16 protein-coding genes are annotated in these 15,420 nt (G+C 71.1%); 1 reads left to right on the forward strand and 15 read right to left on the reverse strand.

What is annotated here, in order from left to right:
* Positions 1 to 3: 3 nt before the first annotated feature.
* From QC180_RS26005 to QC180_RS26015, 3 genes are all read right to left on the reverse strand, one after another.
* Entirely contained in the window at positions 4 to 1,425 is a 1,422-nt protein-coding gene (locus tag QC180_RS26005) for a WGR domain-containing protein (RefSeq protein ID WP_278265455.1), read from the reverse strand.
* 70 nt (positions 1,426 to 1,495) lie between these two features.
* Positions 1,496 to 2,818: a cryptochrome/photolyase family protein gene (locus QC180_RS26010; RefSeq protein WP_278265456.1), complete on the reverse strand. Its 1,323-nt coding sequence runs from the start codon at positions 2,816 to 2,818 to the stop codon at positions 1,496 to 1,498.
* Positions 2,815 to 3,423: a lipocalin family protein gene (locus QC180_RS26015; RefSeq protein WP_474646539.1), complete on the reverse strand. Its 609-nt coding sequence runs from the start codon at positions 3,421 to 3,423 to the stop codon at positions 2,815 to 2,817. The genes QC180_RS26010 and QC180_RS26015 overlap by 4 nt, the downstream gene beginning before the upstream one ends.
* 130 nt (positions 3,424 to 3,553) lie before the next feature.
* Between QC180_RS26015 and QC180_RS26020 the strand changes: the two genes are divergently transcribed.
* On the forward strand, positions 3,554 to 4,396 hold the full coding sequence (locus QC180_RS26020) for a MerR family transcriptional regulator (protein ID WP_278265457.1): 843 nt from the start codon (positions 3,554 to 3,556) through the stop codon (positions 4,394 to 4,396).
* Positions 4,397 to 4,425: 29 nt separating this feature from the next.
* Here the strand turns inward: QC180_RS26020 and QC180_RS26025 are convergent, their stop codons facing one another.
* The 12 genes from QC180_RS26025 to QC180_RS26080 form a co-directional block, all read right to left on the reverse strand.
* The gene (locus QC180_RS26025) at positions 4,426 to 4,917 is read right to left on the reverse strand and encodes a DUF6764 family protein (RefSeq protein WP_278265458.1); all 492 of its coding nucleotides are present in this window, start codon (positions 4,915 to 4,917) and stop codon (positions 4,426 to 4,428) included.
* 150 nt (positions 4,918 to 5,067) lie between these two features.
* Positions 5,068 to 6,036, reverse strand: coding sequence for a phytoene/squalene synthase family protein (locus QC180_RS26030; RefSeq protein ID WP_278265459.1), 969 nt, complete (start codon positions 6,034 to 6,036; stop codon positions 5,068 to 5,070).
* Positions 6,033 to 7,550 (reverse strand): phytoene desaturase family protein, encoded by a 1,518-nt coding sequence (crtI, locus tag QC180_RS26035; RefSeq protein WP_278265460.1) that lies wholly within the window; start codon positions 7,548 to 7,550, stop codon positions 6,033 to 6,035. The genes QC180_RS26030 and crtI overlap by 4 nt, the downstream gene beginning before the upstream one ends.
* Positions 7,551 to 7,589: 39 nt before the next feature.
* Positions 7,590 to 8,714: a polyprenyl synthetase family protein gene (locus QC180_RS26040; protein ID WP_278265461.1), complete on the reverse strand. Its 1,125-nt coding sequence runs from the start codon at positions 8,712 to 8,714 to the stop codon at positions 7,590 to 7,592.
* A 55-nt stretch (positions 8,715 to 8,769) separates the two neighbouring features.
* Positions 8,770 to 10,104, reverse strand: coding sequence for a TIGR01777 family oxidoreductase (locus QC180_RS26045; RefSeq protein ID WP_278265462.1), 1,335 nt, complete (start codon positions 10,102 to 10,104; stop codon positions 8,770 to 8,772).
* Positions 10,105 to 10,468: 364 nt separating this feature from the next.
* On the reverse strand, positions 10,469 to 10,699 hold the full coding sequence (locus tag QC180_RS26050; RefSeq protein ID WP_278265463.1) for a 3'-5' exonuclease: 231 nt from the start codon (positions 10,697 to 10,699) through the stop codon (positions 10,469 to 10,471).
* The gene (locus tag QC180_RS26055) at positions 10,684 to 11,640 is read right to left on the reverse strand and encodes a hypothetical protein (RefSeq protein WP_278265464.1); all 957 of its coding nucleotides are present in this window, start codon (positions 11,638 to 11,640) and stop codon (positions 10,684 to 10,686) included. The genes QC180_RS26050 and QC180_RS26055 overlap by 16 nt, the downstream gene beginning before the upstream one ends.
* A gap of 129 nt (positions 11,641 to 11,769) precedes the next feature.
* Positions 11,770 to 12,081: a pyrimidine/purine nucleoside phosphorylase gene (gene ppnP, locus QC180_RS26060; RefSeq protein WP_278265465.1), complete on the reverse strand. Its 312-nt coding sequence runs from the start codon at positions 12,079 to 12,081 to the stop codon at positions 11,770 to 11,772.
* 75 nt (positions 12,082 to 12,156) lie between these two features.
* Positions 12,157 to 13,179, reverse strand: a complete 1,023-nt coding sequence (lipA, locus tag QC180_RS26065; RefSeq protein WP_278265466.1) for a lipoyl synthase — start codon at positions 13,177 to 13,179, stop codon at positions 12,157 to 12,159.
* Complete coding sequence (gene lipB / locus QC180_RS26070) at positions 13,176 to 13,925, reverse strand: lipoyl(octanoyl) transferase LipB (RefSeq protein WP_278265467.1); 750 nt, start codon at positions 13,923 to 13,925, stop codon at positions 13,176 to 13,178. The genes lipA and lipB overlap by 4 nt, the downstream gene beginning before the upstream one ends.
* Before the next feature lie 77 nt (positions 13,926 to 14,002).
* Positions 14,003 to 14,506, reverse strand: coding sequence for a GNAT family N-acetyltransferase (locus QC180_RS26075; RefSeq protein WP_278265468.1), 504 nt, complete (start codon positions 14,504 to 14,506; stop codon positions 14,003 to 14,005).
* A gap of 8 nt (positions 14,507 to 14,514) precedes the next feature.
* Positions 14,515 to 15,411 (reverse strand): TIGR01777 family oxidoreductase, encoded by an 897-nt coding sequence (locus QC180_RS26080; RefSeq protein ID WP_278265469.1) that lies wholly within the window; start codon positions 15,409 to 15,411, stop codon positions 14,515 to 14,517.
* Positions 15,412 to 15,420 lie beyond the last annotated feature (9 nt).

Raw genomic sequence — 15,420 nt, forward strand, 5'->3', positions numbered from 1 at the left:
GGGTCAGCTCAGGCGGCGGATGTCGCCGCGGACCCGGTAGAAGCCGCCACGGGCGGACTCGGTGACGGCGTCGACGACGTAGCGGGTGCCGGGGCGGCGGATGTCGCGGGGGAACTGGACGTTCCAGTTCCGGTCGTAGCCGGGGGAGACGACGTGCACGCGCAGGGAGCCGCCGTGCTCGACGCATTCGACGACGATGCCGTTACCCGCGTCGGTGGTGACCTCGACGGTGTCGGAGACGGCGACGGCCGAGATCTCCGGTGCCTTGACCGAGATGGTGCTGGGCAGCACGCCCTGGTCGGCGTCGCGGATGGCGGATTCGCTCACGTCGAGGCAGGCCAGGGCACCGGAAGTCGTGACGAGGTAGAGCTTTTCGTCGTGGTACTGCATGGAGTAGGCCGAGCCGCAGCCGGTGGCCAGCTTCCACAGGCGGGCGCCGGTGGCGTCGAAGCAGTAGACCGAGGAGTGGGAGTCACCGGCGAAGACATAGCGACCGTCGGGGGAGGCGGCGCAGGAGAAGACGGCGGCGTCGCACTGGTAGGCGCGGGTGGTGGTGCCCTGCTTGGTGATCTCCTCGACGCGGTTGGCCGCGGTGCCCGCGTAGACGTCGGAGGTCTCCTGCCAGCCGAACAGGACCGAGCCCCGGGTCGGCGAATGCCACTGGGTGACACCGGTTTCCAGGGTGTATTTGGTGACGCCCGCGCTGTGTCCGTGGTAGACGCCGGTGGCGTCGAGGCGGACCATCCAGCCGGAGTTGCCGGTGCTGCGCGCCGACCACAGGGACTCCTCCTCGTGGTCGATGACGGTCAGGCCGCCCGCGGCGTCGGAGGCGGCGAGGATGCCGTCGTGGATGTCGAGCCAGTAGACATCGCTGGCCGAGACGTCGTAGGCGGCGCGCGGGACCTTGCCGGACAGGTCGTAGACGCGGCCGTCGTCACAGCCCGCGTAGATCCAGAAGTCGTCGGCCACCAGGCATTTCACGCCGTCGGGCAGCTGGTAGCGGTTGGTCACCTCACCGGTGGGCGTGAGGGTGAAGACCTCACCGCTCTCGTTGCCGACCCAGCAGCGCTGCTCGTCGACGAAGATGCCGAACGCGGCCGCGCCGGAATCGAAACGCCACAGCACCGGGGCGCTCTTTGCGGTGGAGCGCTGGCTGGTGATGACGCGGCGGGTCACCGAACGGCGCTGCCGCGCGCCCATCACCGCGGGCGCGTACCCCTTGCGGACCTTCTCCTCGATCTTCTTGCGCGCGGCCGCCTTCGCCTTGTCGGCGGTGGCGAACGCGCTCGCCTTGGACTGACCCTGCTCGCCGATCCGACCGTAGCGGATGCTCACCTGGGTGTCGGTGACGATCACCTCGTAGAACTTGTGAGAGGAACCGCTGTCGTCGGACAGTTCCAGGTAGGTGGTTTCGGCGGTCGTCATGGTCCCTCGCTGAGCTCGTTATTCTTCGAACGAGCGAAAACTAGCAAGGGCCACCGACATCCGCGCGCGATCACATGCCCGGGACGTCGAGGAGGGGTGGGGGATAGGTGGAGTGGGGGACTTCGGCGCGCCAGGGGCGGTGGATGGCGGGGCCTTCGAGGTGGGCGAGTTCGGGGAGCCAGTGGCGGGTGTAGGAGCCGTCGGGGTCGTAGCGGTCGGCTTGGCGTAGGGGGTTGAGGGTGCGGTTGGGGCGGGTGTCGGTGCCGGTGCCCGCGGCCCACTGCCAGTTGAGCTGGTTGTTGGCCAGGTCGGCGTCGACGAGCCAGTGCAGGAAGTGGGCGGCGCCGATCCGCCAGTCCAGGCGCAGGGATTTGGCGAAGAAGGAGGCGGAGATCAGGCGGGCGCGGCCGGGGAGCCACCCGTCGGTGACGAGTTGGCGTTGGGCGGCGTCGATGAGCGGGTAGCCGGTGCGGCCCTGCTTCCAGGCGGTCACCGCGTCGGGGTCGTCGCGGACGGCGAACGGGCCGGGGCGGTAGCTGGACCAGGCGGTGTCGGGGCGGGCGGCCAGGAGCTGGTGGTGGAAGTCGCGCCAGGCCAGCTGACGGGCGAAGGCGTGACCGCCGTCGGTGGACAGGTCGGTGCGGTGGACGATCTCGACGGGGGACAAACAGCCGAAATGCAGGTGGGGGGACAGGTGTGAGGTGGCGTCGGCGGTGAGGTCGTCGTTGCGTTCGGCGTAGTCCTCGATCGGTCCGGCGAGCCATGTGCGCAGGAGGGCGCGGGCGCTGATCTCACCGCCGGTCGGGCAGTTCGGGGACGGCTCGTCGGAGCACAGGTCGGCCGGGGCGGGGAGGGGGTCGCTGGCGATGTCGGGGACGTCGAGGGCGCGCGGTGCGCGGAAGGGGGTGCGCTGGTGGGCGTCGAGCCAGCGACGGAAGTAGGGGGTGAACACCGCGTAGTGGTCGCGGCCCGTCGCGGGGGTGAGCACGGCGGGGTCGGCGGCGGTGACGACCGCGCTGTGGGTGCGCACCGCGCAGTCGGTGTCGGCGAGACGGTCGCGCAGGGTATCGAGGCGGCGGGTGGCGTAGGCGCTGACGTCCTCGGCGAGATGGACTGCGCTGGCACCGGTTTCGGCGACCACGCGGGCGACCTCGTCGGCGGGGGTGCCGCGCCGCACGACCAGTCGGCCGCCGATGCCGCGCAGGCGCTCGTCCAGCTCGGCCAGCGCGCGGGACAGGAAGGCGGCGCGATTGGGCGGGCAGCGGTCGGGGACGAGGTGGTCGTCGATGACGAACAGCGCGACGACGGCGTCGCTGTCGCGGTGCGCGGCGGTGAGAACCGGGTTGTCGGCCAGGCGCAGATCGCGGGTGAACAGGGCGATCGCGACACTCATCGGGCGCACAGCGGGGCGATGTCGGTGCGGCCGCCGGTGGTGGGGGTGGTCAGGTACACGCAGGTGTTCTGGCCCGCCGCGGTGATGGCGGCGTCGATGTCGTCCCAGGTGGCGGCGTCGACGGCGGGCGTGCGGGACAGGACGAAGCCGGACAGGCGGCTCGGATCGGTGACGACGGCCCACGCGTAGTCCGGGCCCAGCGCGGTGACGATGTAGTTGGGCGCGCCGGTGCGCTGGTCCTGGCCGGGCACGCTCGGGAAGGACACGTGCAGTTGCGCGTTGGTGACGGGATCGGTGACCGTCGCGCTGCCGCGGATCTCGTCGACACCGCCGGTCCAGGTGCGGCAGCGGTTGTAGACGCCGACGTCCCCGGATTCCTCGAGGGTGTAGGTGGCGGTGGTGTCGCCCGCGCAGTTCAGGCTGAACGGGGCGGGGACGGCGGCGAGTTGGTGCCAGACGCCCAGGTACCGATCGAGTTCCAGCGACGGCACCGGAGCCGGAGGCGCGGCGTGGGCGGTCGCGGCGGCCACCACGGCGGCACCGACGGTGGCGCAGGCGGCCAGCGCCACGCGGAACGACGAAGCAGTGGAACGGGGGAAACGCACTGGTCCTCCTCGGTCGGTGATACTGACATATTAACAGTGAACGATGCATAATCGATGCAGCTGGCGAGAGGAGTTCCGTGAGGGCATGGCTATGACACGCGGGCGCGGCGCGATCGGTCAGAATGGAACGATGCTCGCCGGTGCCGCCCCTGCCTCCGATGCGGCCGGATACACGGTGCGCGCGGTGGCGGATCGTCTCGGCATCCCGACCGCCACCCTGCGCAGTTGGAATCGTCGCTACGCCATCGGTCCGACGCAGGCGCGCCCCGGCAAGCACCGCCTCTACACCGAGGCCGACATCGCCCTGCTGGAACGCATGCTCACATTGATCCGCGACGGCGCGAGTCCGGCGGGCGCCGCGGCGGCGGTGCGCGGGTCGGCCGTGCCCGCCGGTGACCGCGCGGCCCTGCTCGATGCCGCCTTCGCCCTGGACTCCTCGGCCACCGTCGAGCGGATCGAGGCGCATGTGCGCGCGTACGGCGTGGTCCGCACCTGGGAGGAGCTGTGCCGACCGGCCTTCGCCGACATCGTGGCGCGCCAGGGTGTGGGCGAGAACTGCATCGATGTCGAGCACCTGCTGTCGTGGTCGATCGCCGCGGTGATGCAGCGGGTGCGCACCGCGCCCTCGGGTGGCGGCCACACCATCGTCCTGGCCTGCACCGGGGGTGAAACCCACGCGCTCCCTTTGGAAGTGCTCCGCGCGGCGCTCGCCGAGCAGGGCACGGGCGCGCGGATGCTCGGTGCCGATGTGCCGACCGTGGCGCTGGCCGGTGCCATGGCGCGTGCGGCCGGGCCGGTCTCGCTGCTGCTGTGGTCGCAGCGCGAATCGAGCGCGTTGACCTCGGCGGTGCTGGCCGGAGTCGACGCGGGCGCACGGGTTTTCGTGGGCGGACCCGGCTGGGACTGGGTGAGCTTGCCCGCCGAGGTGACGCGGATCGGTTCGCTCGCCGACGCGGTCGACGCGTTGCGCTGAGATCGTCGACGGAACGGGCCGTCGTCGCCTCATCCCAGAGCGACGCAGCCTTGCAGCGTCTGGAAATCACCGGCCAGGGCGGGGCCTCCGGCGCAGGTCGGCGTGCTCACCCCGTCGATGGTGACGGTGGCGCCGGGTCCGGCGACACCGATGGACAGGCCGGGGCGCACACCGGTGGCGTCGACCACCGCGCCCGGGCCCAGCGCGAGCGCGGCCGGTCCCGACAGGCCCTGGGCCTGTGACGTGGCCGTTCCCCCGCCGACGGCGATCGCCAGCGCGAGAGCCTGCTGCCCGGCGGTGGAGGTGGCCGATCCCTCGATGCCGTACGCGGCGGCGGCGCTCCCGCCGACGCTCGTCGCGGAACACTGCGCGGTATCCGAGGAGTTCTCGGCCGCGGCGGCGCCCGGTGCGCGGCACTCCACCGGCGCCGCGGCGGCTGTCGGAGCGATCGCGATGACTCCCGCGATCGCGATGGCCGCGCCGAATCCGACACCGGCCGCTCGCCTGTAGTGACTGTTCATCATTCGCTCCTTCGTGCGGGTCGTCGTGTCGGTTCTGCCGGTCTCATCTCACGGTCGGCGGGATCGGGAAGTCGTGTTCGATTTTAGGAGGGTGGAACGATGGTGGCGAGAAACGATGCACAACTGATGCAGTGTCGCGGGACGTCGGCGTCATCCGGGCTCGCTGGCCGGGGCGAGCCTGTTCGCGTGACCGGCACGGCGGGCCCACCACGCCCGCGCCAACGCCGAACCGGCGACGCGCGCGCGGCGGGCATTGCCCACGGTGGCGCGGGTCTCGAACACCGCGAACTCGCTGTCCTCGATGCGGTCGAGAATCTCGGCGTAGAGCACGGCGGCCGTGGCGACGCACGGTCGCGACACCGGATCGAGCAGCGCGATCCCGGTGTCGGCGAAGCGATACCAGTCGCGGGCGACGGCGTGCTGCGCCGCCAGGGCCGCGCGGACCTCGGAATCGACACACCGACGCTCGCGGCACCACCGCAGCCGGTCTCGGTCCACGCCGAAGGCGGCGAGTTCGTCGGCGGGCAGATACACCCGGCCGCGGTCGAGGTCTTCGGCGATGTCGCGCAGGAAGTTGGTGAGCTGGAACGCCTTTCCCAGGGCCGCGGCGTAGGGGGCGGCCTCGGCGCGGGGGACGACCGTGCCGAGGACGGGCAGCACCTGCAGACCGATGACCGCCGCCGATCCGTGCACGTAGCGATCCAGCGCGGCGCGGTCGGGGTAGTCGGTCACCGTCAGGTCCATGCGCATCGAGTCGAGGAAGTCGTCGAACAGGACGGTGTCGATGCGGTATCGGGTGACGGTGTCGGCCAGCGCGGCCAGGATCGGGTCGGTTCCCGGCGGGTCGGACAGGCTGGCGCGCAGGTCGCGGGCCACCGCCGCCAGACGTGTCGCGGGGGCGTCGACGACCCCGGCGGCCGGGGGTTCGTCGACGATGTCGTCGGCCCAGCGCGCGAAGCCGTAGAGGGCGTGGATCGCCGGTCGCTGGGCGGGGGCGAGCAGGCGCGTGGCGAGGAAGAACGTGCGTCCGTGTCGCGCGTTGAGATCGCGGCAGCGCTGATACGCCGCCCGCAACCGCTCGTCGTGGATACCGGCGGCGTCGAGTTCTCCGCGGATCATCGCCGCACCTCCTCGGCCACGATCGACCGTCGTGCTCCGGCCGGGACGCCGGTGATGCGGTCGGCGGCGAGGCGACCCGAGAGCAGTGCCGTCGGCACACCGACCCCGGGGACGGTGCCGCAACCGGCCAGCACCGCGTTGGTCGTGCCGCGGGGCAGGTTCGACGGCCGGAAGGGGCCGGTCTGGGCGAAGGTGTGCGCCAGCGAGAACGGGGTTCCGGCGAGCAGGCCCTGGCGTGCCCAGTCGGCGGGGGTGTCCAGGTGCACGATGTGCGCGTCGGTGACGAAGTTCGGCACCAGGCGGTCCTCGACGGTCGCGGTGAGTTCGGCGCCGTAGGCGGCGGCGTGACGGTCCCAGTCCGGGTCGTCGCGGTGCAGGTTGGGAACGGGCGCGAGCACGGTGAACAGGTCGTGACCGGGTGGCGCCAGCGCGGGGTCGGTGGCGGTCGGGCGGGTGACCAACAGCGACGGGTCCGACATCCGCTGTCCCGTCCGGATCAGTTCGTCGAAGGTCTGTTCCCACGCGGCGCCGAAGACCAGATTGTGGTGTGCGGTCGGCACGGTGGTGGGCAGGCCGACATGCATGACGACGGCCGACGGCGCGGGACGCCATGTCGTCGGGCGGCGCGGAACGCGATCGAGCAAGGCGTAGGCGGTCGGCAGTTCGGTCGCCAGGACGACCGCGTCGCAGGGGATGCGCTGTCCGGTCTCGGTGCGCACCGCGGTGATCGTGGCGCCGCGTCGTTCCAGCGCGTCGACCGTCTCGCCGTAGCGGAAGCGCACTCCGGCATCCGCGGCCGCGGCGGCCAGCGCGTCGGGGAGCGCGCGCACGCCGCCGCGCGGGAAGTAGACCCCGCCCACGGTGTCCATGTAGGAGATCACCGCGTAGAGCGCGAGCGCGCGCTGCGGCGCCACTCCCGCGTAGAGGGATTGGAAGGTGAACACCCGGCGCAGGCGTTCGTCGCTCAGGAACGACGCGACCGCGCGGTCCAGGCGTCGGAATCCGCCCAGCGCGACCAGGCGGGCCAGCGCCGGGGTCAGCAGCGAGAGCGGGGAATCGAAGTTGGCGGCGACGAATCGGTCGAATTCGACGCGGTAGAGCTCGCTCAGCCACGCGCGCAGGCGCCGATACCCCTCGACCTGCCCGGGACCGGCGAAGGCCGCGATCGATTCCTCCATCGCCGCCGCGTCGCTGTGGATGTCCAATCCGCTGCCGTCGGCGAAGTGCGCCCGATAGGCGGGGACGACGGGCAGCAGTTCCAGTCGTGCCTCGAGGCTGTCGCCGACCGCGTCGAGGGCATCGGCGACGATGTCGGGCATGGTCAGGACGGAGGGTCCGGTGTCGAGCCGGTAGCCCGCGACATCGCGTCGACCGGCGCGGCCACCGGGGACGGTCTCGCGTTCGACGACCGTGACCGTGCGCCCGCGTCCGGCCAGGTGCAGCGCGGCCGCCAGACCGGCCAGGCCCGCTCCGACCACCACCACGTCATCGGTCTTTCCCGCTATCGCTCGCATCTGTTCCTCACGCTCGGATCGTCGGATGGGGACGGCGGATCAGTGCCGTCGGTGGGTGCACAACTCGGCCATCCGGAGCAGCGCGTCGGCGACCGACGGCTCGAGCTCGGCACTGTCGAGCAATCGATGCGCGTGGTCGAGGCGGGCCTGGATCATCCGCTCGGCGCCCTGCCGCGCGCCGCTGTCGGTGATGACCGTCTGTGCCAGCGCGACGCCCCGCTCGTCGATGGACTCGGCGGTCCACAGCGCGCGCAGGCGGGCACGATCCGACGGCTCGGCGAGCTGATCGGCCAGCGCGATCACGGTGGTGGCCTTGCGTTCTCGGATGTCGTCGCCGCGGGGTTTGCCGGTGGTCGCCGGGTCGCCGAAGACGCCGAGCAGGTCGTCACGCAGCTGGAACGCTTCGCCGATCGCCGTGCCGTAGGCGCCGAGCACCGTCAGCACGGTGTCGTCGCAGCCCGCCAGAGCGGCACCCAGTTCGAGCGGGCGTCGCACCGTGTAGTTGCCCGATTTGCGGCGCGCGATGTCCATCACCGTGTCCACGGCGGGGACGAGGGTCGCGTCGTTGGTCAGATCCGCGAGCTGACCGACCGCCAGTTCGCCGCGCATCGCGTCGTAGCGGGGCCACGCCCGTTCCAGCGCCGCCGCGCCGACACCGCTCTCGCGCAGCATGCGCTCGGCCCACACCAGATACAGGTCGGCGAGCAGGATCGCCGCGGACTCGCCGAAGCGCTCCGCCGATCCCGACAGGCCCCGGTCCCGGTGCCAGGCGGCGAGCCGTCGGTGCGTCGACGGCCGTCCCCGCCGCAGCGGCGACTCGTCCATCACGTCGTCCTGCACCAGGGCGAAGGCGTGCAGGAGTTCGGTACTGGCCGCCGCGCGCAGGGCGGCGTCGGATTCGCCGCTGCCCCCGCACAACCAGCCGAGGTAGACGAACACCGACCGCACGCCCTTGCCGCCGGTCGCGAAGTCGAGCATCAGTTGCCCCGGGAGGGAGAAACCCCGGGGATCGAGTTCCGCCCGGCAGCGGTCGCGGACGAACTCGCCGACATGATCACGCACCGCGAGCTGCGTGCGCGCGAGCCATCGGGGGAATCCGGCGGACCGCTCGTCACCCAGGAGGGAGGTGGCGGGCTGCCGCGCTGTCGCGTGCTCTGCGTTCACGTATCGATTGTGACAGCTTTCGCCGCGATTTGCATCGTTTATGAATCGTTTGCTGTCAGCGGCCCAGGAGGTGGCGCAGGGTCTGTTCGAGGTGCGGGGTCCGGAAGACGTGATCGACCGTGGACAGCCGGTGCGGGGACACCCGCTGACTCGCCTCGGCCAGCTCGCGCGCCCCCTGACGTCCCAGCAGCAGGGCGGGGCCGAAGGTGGGGACCGGCAGGAGTGCGGGCCGGTGCAGTACGTGGGCGAGTGTCGCGGTGTACTCGGTGTTGCGCACCGGATTCGGCGCGACCGCGTTGACCGGGCCGGTGAGCGAATCGTCCCAGAGCGCACGGTGATACACGTCGACGAGGTCGTCGAGGCCGATCCAGGACTGCCATTGGGCGCCGTCGCCGATCCGGCCGCCGAGACCGGCCGCGAACAGGGGACGCAGCAATCGCAGGGTGCCGCCCGCCGGGGATTGGACGATGCCGGTGCGTACCTGCACGACCCGGGTGTCGGCGGCCTCAGCGGCCGCTTCCCACCCGGTGACCACCTCGGCCAGGAAACCGTCACCGGGGTCGGCGGTTTCGGGGAGGATCTCGTCGCCGCGGTCGTAGCCGTAGTAGCCGATGGCCGAGGCGCAGACGAACGCGCCGACCCCGCAGCGACCCGCGATCTCGGCCAGGGCGCGGGTGGGGCCGATCCGACTGTCGGCGATGGCGCGACGGTGGTCCTCGGTGAACCGGCCCGCGATCGACGCACCCGCCAGATGGACGACCGCGTCGATGCCGTTCAGCAGGTCGGGGGCGGGATTCTCGGTGTCCCACCGGCGTTCGTCCGGGCTGGTCGGCGCGTGGCGGACGAGGCGGACGACGCGATGGCCGCCGGTGGACAGGAACGCGCACAGGGCCGTGCCCACCATCCCGGACGCGCCGCTCACCGCGATGGTGCGCGCGGTGAACCCGTGCTCGGCGGCCCGTCGGTGCGCGGCCAGGTCGTCGGTGAGCTGGCGGTGGCGATAGTCGAACATCGGGCGCAGCACGCGGACGGGCAGCGGGGTGTCGACGCGGTCGATGACGCGGGTGTGCTCGTCGTCGACGGCGGTGAACTCGTGGGTGTGGCGCCAGGGCAGCAGTCGACCGACCGGTATCGAGGCGAGCCCATCGATGGCGATGGCGTCGGCGAATCGGTGCGGCGGGTCATAGGCGCCCGGGTCGTGCCGTGCAACCCAGCGCAGCCCACCCGGCAGCCCGAGCACGGCGCTGCCCCGGGCCAGGTCGTCGGACTCGCTCAGCAGCCGGACCGGCTGCCACGGTGGCGCGAGCCGGGTGAAGGCCCCAGGACGCGCGAACCAGGCGAACACCTCGTCGCGGGGTGCGGAGACAACGATCGAACAGTCGATGCCCATTTCTCGACTGTAGCTCGCATTGCCCGAGCATGAAACGTTTGCGCATCGTTTTGCGCGCCAGTCCGGCAGAACGAGGCACGCGGAGCGCGAAACATCCCACCATAGGGGACATTTCGTCGATCGGCCCAGGTCGCGGGCCCGCACCGGTGATCCGGGTGGCAGTAGGCGCTGTGGCTGGGTAGACCGACTTCGGTATCGCCCGGGTCGTCGATTCCTCGCGGCTCACTCCGGCGGGCACGGTGTCGGCGACGCTCCCTCGCCTGCACCCTGTACTCGCTGCTGGCCGGGTCCCCGCCCTAAGGTGCCACGCATCCTGGGCCTTGATCGGCGCGTACCCGTCGGCTTTCCTCTAGATCATCGCCGGTCAGCTGTCGGTGACGTAGGCGAGCCAGGCGTAGTCGCGGGCGCGGGTCACCGCGACCAGCTTCTGCCGTGCCGCGAGTTCCCGCCGATCGCGGGTCGCGCCGCGCACGGTGGCGGGCGTCGCGGGTTCGGTGGTGATGTGGAAGACGGCGGCGAAGTCCATGCCCTTCGCCCGGTGCACGGTCCCGACTTTGACGGCGTCGAGTTCGGCGCGGGTCAGGTGCAGTTCCACGGCCTGGCCGTCGGGCAGCGTGCCGGTGCTGTCGCGCAGGACGAAGCCGCGGCCGCCGTCGAGGTCGTCGACGGTGTTGCCCGCCTCGAGGTTCTTGGCGAGTTCCAGGACGGCGGCGCGGTTGCGGTAGTTCGTGCGCAGGACACGACCACGGCCACCCGGCAGCGGAATTCCGGCGTCGGACAGGCGCCAGCCGCCGGTGTACACCTGCTGCTGGCCGTCGCCGACGAGGAGCAGCTGCCGTTGAGCTGCAGGCCGTTGCGTCCGGATCGCACGATGGCTCTGTACTCGTCCAGGGTGCCCAGGCCGCGGCCTTTGATCACCCGCCGGATCTCGTCTTCCCAGTACTGGTAGTCGGTGCCCTCGTAACCGTCGAGCCGATCGCGCACCCCCATCCACGTGCGCGCCATCGCGTCGTCGCTGCCGTCCACGTCGAGATCGAAGGTGACACGGCGGCGTTCGAGGAACCGGGTCGTCCACGCGTGCAGGCCGACGAACTCGGCGCGATCGGCCGCCGCCGGAGCGATACGCGCGAAGCCGGAGCGGTGATAGGTGGGCAGGGTGCGGACGAAGCTGGTGAACAGCAGACGGCCGGGATTGCGCTTGGCGAAATGTGCCATGCGGTGCAGCGCGACCACGGATTTCCCGGTTCCCGCCGGGCCGCTGAACCGGGCCGGACCGGTGAAGTTGGTGTGCACGAGGGCGAGCTGTTCGGGATCGAGGAAGGTGGTCCAGTCGCGGAACGGGCGTGCCAGGAAGCTCGCCCTGGTCTCCTCGTCGAGGTCGGTGCGGTCGAACAGGCTGTCGGTGGGGGTGGTGTCCGGGGCGGCGCCGCGTCGGTGAACACGAGGGCGAACACGCTGTGCGGCGGTGAGGTGCGGGTGTGCGGCGAGGTGCTTCTCGGCCCAGTGGGTACGGCGCTGCCCGGTGATGTCGGACATGGTTCCCCCCGGTCGGACTCGCGTCCGTTATGAATTGCCTGACAAGACAATTCATAGCATGCGAACGGTCCTTCGCGGGGCGAACGAGTGACATCGGACCGGGGCGGGATGGGCCCCGGTCCGCGACGATCAGCCGTAGTGGCAGATGTAGTGCATGGTGTCGACGACCTCGATGTCGAACGAGCTGTCACCGGGGATCGAGAACGACTCGCCCGCGCGGTAGGTGACGGTGTCGGTGGATCCGGCCAGCGTCACCTTGGCCTCGCCCGCGACCAGTTCCATGACCTCGGGGGCGGCGGTGCCGAAGGTCAGGCTCGACGGCTGGATGACGCCGACCGACTTCTTGGTCCCGTCGGCCAGCTCCAGGCTGTAACTGACGCACTTCCCGTCGAAGTAGACATTGGCCTGCTTGGTGACGGAGACATTCTCGAACTTCGACATGGGTCCTTCCGGGGGGATGAGGGGACCCTGAGTCTACGGGCGAGCCAGAGCTCACCGAGCCCTGGCCCGACGCTGTCAGCCGCCGAAGCGGGCCAGCACGGAGCTGGCTTCCTGGGAGGCGGTGCCTTCCTGGGCCAGGTGGGTCATGGCCTCGGGGATTTCGCGGCCGTGGTGGGCCATGGCCTGGGCGTAGAGGCGGCCCGCGCGGTAGGAGGAGCGGACCAGCGGGCCCGCCATGACGCCCGCGAAGCCGAGGGTTTCGGCGAACTTGGAGTGTTCGACGAATTCCTCCGGCTTGACCCAGCGGTCGACGGGGTGGTGGCGAGGGCTCGGGCGCAGGTACTGGGTGATGGTGAGGATGTCGCAGCCCGCTTCGTGCAGGTCGCGCATGGCCTCGGTGACTTCCTCGGGGGTCTCGCCCATACCGAGGATGAGGTTGGACTTGGTGACCAGACCGGCCTCGCGGGCGGCGGTGATGACGGCCAGGGAGCGCTCGTAGCGGAAGGCCGGGCGGATGCGCTTGAAGATGCGCGGCACCGTCTCCAGGTTGTGGGCCAGGACCTCGGGACGCGAGGCGAAGACCTCGGCGAGCTGGTCGGGGTCGGCGTTGAAGTCGGGGATGAGCAGTTCGACGCCGGTGTTGGGGTTGAGCCGCTTGATGGCGTTGACGGTCTCGGCGTAGAGCCAGGCGCCGCCGTCGTCGAGGTCGTCGCGGGCCACGCCGGTGATGGTGGAGTAGCGCAGGCCCATGGCCTGGACGCTCTCGGCGACGCGGCGGGGCTCGTCGCGGTCGAGGGCGGCGGGCTTGCCGGTGTCGATCTGGCAGAAGTCGCAGCGGCGGGTGCACTGTTCACCGCCGATGAGGAAGGTGGCCTCGCGGTCCTCCCAGCATTCGAAGATGTTGGGGCAGCCCGCTTCCTCGCAGACCGTGTGCAGGCCTTCGCGTTTCACCAGGCCCTTGAGCTCGGTGTATTCCGGGCCCATGGTGGCGCGGGTGCGAATCCACTTGGGTTTGCGCTCGATCGGGGTCTCCGCGTTGCGCGCCTCGATGCGCAGCAGCTTGCGTCCGGCGGGGGCAGAGGCGTCTACGGGGCTCACTGGACCGACTCTACGCTCGGGGCCTGCGCGTTCGCCGGGCCGGTGGTGCGATCAATGTCATGTGCCGCGACGGGAATTTCCCCGTCCAGGGCGGCGATGATGGCGGCCGCGACGAGCGGTTCCACCTCGGCGACGGTGACCTCGCGGCCGAGTTCGCGGGTCAGCGTGGTGACACCGGCGTCGCGGATGCCGCAGGGCACGATCGCGTCGAAGCCGTCGAGGGCGGAATTGCAGTTCAGTGAGATGCCGTGCAGGGCCACCCCGCGCTGGACGCGCACCCCGACCGCGGCGACCTTGCGTTCGGGGAGGAACCCGGTGGCGGGCAGCCACACACCGGAGCGGCCGTCGACCCGACCGCAGGAGACACCGAGGCCGGTGATCACCTGGATCAGCGCCTCTTCCAGCCTGCGTACGTACTGCACCACGTCGACGGGCTCGGCCAACCGGATGATCGGATAGCCCACCAGCTGCCCCGGCCCGTGCCAGGTGATCTTGCCGCCCCGGTCGACCTGCACCACCGGCGTGCCGTCGATCGGCAGGTCCGCCTCCTCGGTGCGGCGGCCCGCGGTGTAGACCGAGGGATGCTCGAGCAGCAGCAGACGATCGCTGCCGGTGCCTTCGGCCCGCTCGTCGGCGATCTGCCGTTGCAGCTCCCAGGCGGCGTGATAATCGATGAGTCCGAGGTTCTCGACCACGATCGGGGTCGAATCGAACCGTGCGGACGCGGTGCGGCGCGTGGTGTTCACGGTGCTGACGTTACGCCCCGGACGGCGGCGTCAGTGCGGACGGTCGGCGCGAACGTGTCGGTGGGGACAGCGCGCGGTCAGGGTTCGAGGGGGAAGGCGCGCTGCATGAGGGTGAGGTCCATCCAGCGGCCGAACTTGTGGCCCACTTCGGGGAGTTCGCCGACGGTGTGGAAGCCGAAGCGTTCGTGCAGCGTGATCGAGCCGGTGTTGCCGGATTCGATGGCCGCGACCATGACGTGGACGCGGCCGGAGTCCGTGGCGCGGTCGATCAGGGCCGTGAGCAGGGCGGTGGCGATGCCGCGGCGCTGGAAGCGGCTGTCGACGTAGACGGAGTTCTCGACGGTGAAGCGGTAGCCGGACTTGGGACGCCACTGACCGTAGGAGGCGTAACCGGCGACCTCGCCGTCGATCTCGGCGATCAGGATCGGCATGCGCGCGGCAGTGCGGTCGGCGAACCAGGTGAGGCGGTCGTCGAGGTCGACCTCATCGGTGTCCCAGATGGCGGTCGACTCGGCGATATTGGTGTTGTGGATGACCAGCACGGCGGGCAGGTCGTCCTTGTCGGCGTCGCGGATCAGCATCTCGGACCTCACGATCGGCCGACGGCGGCGGCCAACGCGGCACCGATGGTCGGGTGCTGGAAGGTGTAGCCCGCCTGTTCGAGGACGCCGGGAATCGCGCGCGGACCGCGCAACAGCGCCTCGTCGGCGAGCTCGCCCACCAGCGCGCGCAGCGCGAAACCGGGGACCACGATCGGGGTCGGCCGGTGCAGGGCGCGGCCCAGGGCACGGTTGAACTCGGCGTTGGTGACGGGCGCGGGGCCGACGGCGTTGACCGGGCCGGAGACCTCCGGATCGGTCAACGCGAAGACGATCGCGCCGATCTCGTCGTCGAGAGAGATCCAAGGGGTGTACTGGCGGCCGCTGCCCAGGCGTCCGCCCAGGCCCAGCCAGTACAGCGGATGCAGCATGCTCAGCATGCCGCCGTTGCGGGCCAGCACCACGGCGCTGCGGATGAGCACGGTGCGGGTACCCGCGGCGGTGGCCGGTGCGGTAGCGGCTTCCCAGTCCCGGCACAGCGTGGCCAGGAAACCCGTTCCGGCGGGGGCGGTCTCGTCGACGATCGCGTCGCCGGTGCCGCCGCCGTAGTAGTGCGAGCCGCTGGCGTTGACCAGCGTCGGCACCCCGGCGGCGGCCACGGCGACCGCGAGGACATCGGTGGGGGTGATCCGGCTGTCGCGCAGCAACTGCTTGTAGCCGCCGTTCCAGCGGCGCGCGCCCAGGCTCGCGCCGCACAGGTTCACCACGGCGTCGGCCCCGCGCAACGCCCGCTCGTCGAGCTGGGCGCGCGCGGGATCCCAGGTGAATTCGTCCGGTGCCGCGGCCGCGCGGCGCACCAGCCGGGAGACCTGGTGCCCGTCGCGGCGCAGAGCCGCGACGAGCGCCGTCCCGATCAGTCCGGACGAACCGGCGATCACCACCTTCATCGAATCGGA

Origin of the sequence: Nocardia anocheti, from assembly GCF_029675105.1 — a bacterium.
In the GTDB taxonomy this organism is placed as follows: Bacteria; Actinomycetota; Actinomycetes; order Mycobacteriales; family Mycobacteriaceae; genus Nocardia.